Here is a 3,962-nt window from a genome sequence, read left to right on the forward strand (position 1 = left end):
CCACTTTTGAACTTTATTTCCACCCTTCCCACAACTGTCCACTTTTCAACTTTATAAGTGTCCACTTTTCAACTATTCCTAACACTTGCTTTTCCGCCCAATATCGGCTAAAATTGATTTATTGTACGCACATTTGAACAATCGCTTTTAGAGGTTTGCCTGTGCCCACAACCATGCTTCCCCGCCAGCGCGTTTATTCTGCCCTTCGCCATGAAACACCCGACCGGATCCCCACCGCTCTGGGTGGCGGCCCCTATGGTCTGGTGGATGATCTTTATTTTCGCCTGCTGAATCATTTACAACTTGGTCAACCGGTTACCCCCTTCCGTAAAGGACACAACATTTCCTACATGGATGACCGTCTCTTAAGCCGGCTGGAAACGGATTTGCGCTACTGCTGGCCTGCCCAATTGCCCAACAGTCCCGTGATTCCCGGTGAAGATGAAAATACCTTTTACGATTCATTCGGTCAAATCTGGAAACGAGCCTTGCCGTATTACTATGCCGGCAGCGGTCTTTTACGCGAAACCACCGAATTGGAGGATATCGAGCGGCTGGTACACTGGCCCAATCCACACGATCCTTCCTGGATGCATGGGGTTGCTCAACGAGCTGAAGAATTACAAACCAGCACCCCTTATTTTGTCGTCATGCGCATGGTAGCCTCACATGGCCCTTTTCAAACCGCCTGCGACTTGCGCGGTACCGAGAATTTTCTCACTGACTTGATTGAGCATCCCGAATTCGCCCAGGCACTGCTAGACCGTATCACCGCCATGCTGGAAGGGCTGCTGGATGCTGCCATGCGGGCGGGCGGCAAATGGTTCGATATGATTGAACTGCCCGGCGACGACTACGCCGGCAATACCGGTCTAATTCTCTCGCCGAACATGTTCCGCCGTTTCATCAAACCTTGCCTGGAACGAATGATCAAGACCATCCGTGAGCACAAACCGGAGATCAAAATTATGCTGCACAGCGATGGAGCCATCAGCCGCTTAATTCCCGACTTTATCGAGCTGGGTGTGGATGTCCTTCATCCGCTTGAACCGTTGCCGGCTAGTGATCTCCCCCAAATCAAACGCCAGTTTGGAGAACAGATCAGTTTTCTGGGGGGCATTGATATCAGCCATGCCATGCTTGGCAGCCGCGAGGATGTGATCAAGGAAGTAAAAATGCGCCTGAGTCAGCTGGCGGAAAATGGCGGGTACATTCTGGCGCCAGCCAACCATCTACAGGCAGACATCCCGCCTGAGAATGTGGTGACACTGTTTGAGGCCGCTCACCTCCTGGGAAAATATCCCATCTCGCTTTCTACAACAAGTCAAACACCAAATGGATAAAGAAATTTGAAAGGATGCCATGAGCCTACCTTACTCAACCGTTGACCCGCACAACCCCATCCCGTTGTATTATCAGATTTATCTCGACCTGCGCCGCATGATTCAGCGCGGGGTGCTCAAACCGGGTAGCATGTTACCCCCGGAACTGGAAATCTGTCAGGCTTATAACGTTGGAAGGCAGACCGTTCGTCAGGCTATTGGGCGACTGGTGGACGAAAATCTGGTCGAGCGTTACCCCGGCCGGGGCACCTTTGTCCGTGATATTCCCAGCATTCAATTTTTCCTTGACCGTAGTTTCAGCCAGCAAATGCGCGAGATGGGACGGGTACCGTCCTCCAAAGTGCTGCGCTGTGAACCCTCCACCGTTACGATGGAAAACGTTCCGGTACTTGAAAAAGTCAAAGGCGCTCCCTGTGTCATTCTGGAGCGGCTGCGCTTTGGGGATAACGAACTGATCTGTCATCAGGTCTCCATTATCCTGACCGAACGCTGCCCGGGAATTGAAAACGTAGACTTTACCAATCAATCCCTCTTTGAAGTACTCACCAACCGCTATGCGCTGATGATCAAGCGCATGGATATTGTGGTTCGTGCTGTAGCCGCCGATGGGTATCGTGCCGATATCCTGGAGGTCGAAGAGTGCGCCCCCTTACTGTATGTCGGCACGGCAACTTACGTTGAGGAAGGCGATTTGATTGAGTATTCCACCAGCTACTACCGCGCTGACCGTTACGAATACAGCATTACCCAGATTCGTTAATCAACGAGGAATGAAATGCAACCCAACGCCGCATTTGAATACCTGAATCAAGCTCAGAGCATCCTGACCCGCATTCAACAGACTCAGATGAAAAATATTGAACTTGCTGCAAAGCAATGTGCACAAACCATTGCCGGTGATGGACTGGTGCACATGTTTGGCAGCGGTCATTCGCGCATATTTGTGGAAGAAATGTTCCCCCGTCATGGCAGTTTTCCCGGCTTCCACCCGATTGTCGAATTGTCGCTTACCTTTCACAACCTGGTGGTCGGCTCTAACGGGCAGCGACAGGCCATGTTTTTAGAACATGTTGAAGGGCTGGGTCAGATTATTTTGCGCAACTTTGTCTTTTCTCCACCGGACTGTTTTCTAATTTTCTCGAACAGCGGCGTGAATGAAGTAATCATTGATGTGGCTTTGGAAGCCAAACGATTGAACATGCCGGTGATCGCCGTCGTTTCGGTGGATCATTGTCAGGCCAGCCCGGCATCACATTCCAGCGGTAAAAAACTGACCGAAATCGCCGATATCGTTATTGATAACTGCACCCCCGCCGGTGACGCCATGGTGCGTGTTGAGGGATTGGAAGACCCGGTTGGCCCTGGATCCACCATTGGCGCCGCAGCAATCACCAACGCGCTCAAGTGCCGCATTGCCGAAAAACTGACCGCGATGGGCAAGCCGCCGATTGTCCTGACCAGCAGCTACTTTCTCGGCCGGGAAGAATCAAAAAAGCGTTTTGACGCCTGTTATGATGACTACCGCGCCCGGGTGCGCAAAGTATATGGGTGTTAATCATGCAGTTGAAAGATAAAGTTGCTGTCATCACCGGTGCAGGCAGCGGCATTGGCGCAGCCATTGCCCGGGCATTTTCCAAAGAAGGCGCTCAGGTCATTGGTTGGGACATCAACCTATCAGCCGCACAGGAAACCTGCGCTTCCTGCGCCTTTCCTTCCAACACCACAAGTGTGCAGGTGGATGTCACCAATCCATCCCGGGTGGAAGAGGCAACCTTACAGGTACTCAGCCAGTTTCACCGGTTTGACATCCTGGTGAATGTGGCGGGCGGTTCGGGCCGGCGCTGGGGGGATGGGCCGGTTGACGCTTGCACGCTGGAAGGCTGGCACAAGACGCTGGACTTGAACCTAAACAGCCTGTTCTACTGTTGCAAGTTTGCCGTTCAGGCAATGCTTCCCCAGCAAAGCGGTGCCATCGTGGTCATCTCATCTGTACTGGGGTTGGTCGGAGGCGACGAGGATTTTGCCACTCACGCCTACGCCACCAGTAAAGGGGCCGCAATTAGCCTGACCCGTTCAATCGCTGCTTATTATGCCCCGCAGGGTATCCGCGCCAATGTGATCTGCCCCGGCTTGATTGCCACACCCATGAGCCGGCGCGCCCAGTACAGCCCATCCATTCGCTCGCGCTTGGCCGATTTGCAGCCATTAACCGCTGATTTCGGCCAACCCGAAGATGTCGCCGGGGCAGCAGTGTACCTCGCTTCGGATGCTGCCCGGTTTGTTACCGGAGCCGTACTGACCGTGGACGGCGGCTGGACGGTACGATAAAACTGCCCGTGGAGAAAACAACCATGATCGTGTATTCCACTACCCTGCAAGATCTGCCTCCCGCCGAGATTTTGGTGGTCGGGTCGGGTTCGGCGGGTGCAACCGCCGCCATCACGGCCGCCCGTCTTGGCGCATCGGTTACGCTGGTTGAACGTTATGGGTTCATGGGCGGCATCAGTACGCAGGTGCTGGACACCTTTTATGGCTTCTTCACTCCCGGCGCAAATCCGCGCAAGGTGGTTGGCGGCGTACCGGATTGGGTGGTTGAGGAATTGCTCAAACACAAAGCAG

Annotated in this window: 5 protein-coding genes; all 5 read left to right on the forward strand. The window is 53.4% G+C overall.

What is annotated here, in order from left to right; translation table 11 throughout:
- Positions 1-161 precede the first annotated feature (161 nt).
- Positions 162-1,343, forward strand: coding sequence for a uroporphyrinogen decarboxylase family protein (locus VAE48_RS14770; protein ID WP_322794097.1), 1,182 nt, complete (start codon positions 162-164; stop codon positions 1,341-1,343).
- Positions 1,344-1,362: 19 nt separating this feature from the next.
- Positions 1,363-2,103 (forward strand): GntR family transcriptional regulator, encoded by a 741-nt coding sequence (locus VAE48_RS14775; RefSeq protein WP_322794098.1) that lies wholly within the window; start codon positions 1,363-1,365, stop codon positions 2,101-2,103.
- A 15-nt stretch (positions 2,104-2,118) separates the two neighbouring features.
- A complete protein-coding gene (locus VAE48_RS14780) occupies positions 2,119-2,898 on the forward strand; it encodes an SIS domain-containing protein (protein WP_322794099.1) in 780 nt (259 codons plus the stop codon).
- Between the two features lie 2 nt (positions 2,899-2,900).
- Positions 2,901-3,671 carry an SDR family NAD(P)-dependent oxidoreductase gene (locus VAE48_RS14785; RefSeq protein ID WP_322794100.1) on the forward strand — a complete coding sequence of 257 codons (771 nt, stop codon included), beginning with the start codon at positions 2,901-2,903 and terminating at the stop codon, positions 3,669-3,671.
- 23 nt (positions 3,672-3,694) lie between these two features.
- The coding region (locus VAE48_RS14790) for an FAD-dependent oxidoreductase (protein ID WP_322794101.1) at positions 3,695-3,962 on the forward strand (268 nt) is incomplete at its 3' end.

Origin of the sequence: Bellilinea sp. (assembly GCF_034432615.1) — a bacterium.
Classification (GTDB): domain Bacteria; phylum Chloroflexota; class Anaerolineae; order Anaerolineales; family Anaerolineaceae; genus Bellilinea.